At 56.2% G+C, this 1,465-nt stretch carries 1 pseudogene; it reads left to right on the top strand.

Annotation, left to right across the window (positions count from 1 at the left end):
- Nucleotides 1-1,429, top strand: a pseudogene (locus GVK32_RS28600) (IS3 family transposase); the annotation flags it as partial.
- Nucleotides 1,430-1,465 lie beyond the last annotated feature (36 nt).

The raw sequence follows: 1,465 nt of genomic DNA, 5'->3' as shown, positions 1-1,465 counted from the left end.
CGCAGTTGCACAGATGGAAGGGATATCAGAAGCTACCCTCTATAACTGGCGTAACAAGGCGAAAGCAGAGGGAATACCGGTGCCGGGTGCAGACAAAACCACAGACCAATGGTCAGCCGATGCCCGGCTGGCAGTGATTATCGAAACCGCCACACTCAGTGAAGCGGAACTGGCGCAATACTGCCGTAAGAAAGGGATTTATCCTGAGCAGATTAGTCAGTGGAAACAAGGATTTTTGCAGGTATCTTCGCCTAATGATAAAGCCGCGCTCAGACAAAGCCAGAAAGAAGTCAAGCAACTGAAACGCGAACTGGTTCGTAAAGAAAAGGCGCTGGCGGAGGCGGCAGCGATACTGGTGCTCCGAAAGCAGTTGCGGGACTACTACGGGGAAACCGACGAGGACGATTGACATCCGGCACAGAGCGACAGGTCCTGGTGGGTTATGTGCGCGAAGCGATGGTGTCAGGCGTTCGGTTGTCGGTGTCGCTCACTGAAGCCGGATTAAGTGAACGGACGTGGCGACGCTGGCAAATATCGATGGAGGACAAGCGTGCCAGCGCAGTCAGACCCTCGCCGGCGAACCGGCTAAGTGCGCAAGAAGAGCAACAGATACTGGCGGTGTGCCATCAACCCGCGTATGCCAGCCTGCCCCCGTCACAAATCGTGCCGGAGCTGGCTGATAATGGCGAGTGAATCAACCTTCTACCGTGTGCTGCGTCGGCATGGAGAAGCGCATCGCCGGGGACGACAGCGAGCGGCACAGAAAGTCACCCCGGCAACGACCTGGCAGGCCAGTGGGCCGAATCAGGTGTGGACGTGGGACATCACGTGGATACCGTCAACGGTGAAGGGACGCTGGTTTTACCTGTATCTGGTGGAAGACCTCTTCAGCCGAAAAATCGTGGGATATGAAGTGCATGAAACAGAAAGTGGCGAGCAGGCAGCCGCCCTGATACAGCGCACGGTACGTCGGGAAGGATGCTGGCAATGTCCGCCGGTGCTGCATGCGGATAATGGGGCGGCGATGAAGTCGCAGACGTTGCAGATGAAGCTGCATGAGTTGGCAATAACGCCGTCTCACAGCCGGCCAAGGGTCAGTAACGATAATGCCTATGTGGAATCGCTGTTCAGGACGCTGAAATATGTACCGCAGTGGCCGTCATCGGGGTTCGACACGTTAGATGATGCGCGTGAATGGGTAGAGAGTTTTACCCAATGGTATAACGAGACGCATCGACATAGCGGCATCAGGTACGTAACGCCAGGCCAACGGCACCGTGGTGAAGATGGCACGGTGCTGAAGAAGCGGGATGAGGTGTACCAGATGGCAAAAGCGCAACGCCCTGAGCGTTGGTCCGGCAGGACACGGAACTGGCAACCGATAGGCGAGGTAATGCTGAATCCAGAGCGGGGAAAACAGGCAGCCTAAATTAACCGGGGGTGCCAACTATCTTGACACTTACCG

Source organism: Klebsiella sp. 18074 (assembly GCF_902705905.1).
Classification (GTDB): Bacteria; Pseudomonadota; Gammaproteobacteria; order Enterobacterales; family Enterobacteriaceae; genus Klebsiella; species Klebsiella terrigena.
This window is presented reverse-complemented; position numbering and strand designations above follow the sequence as displayed.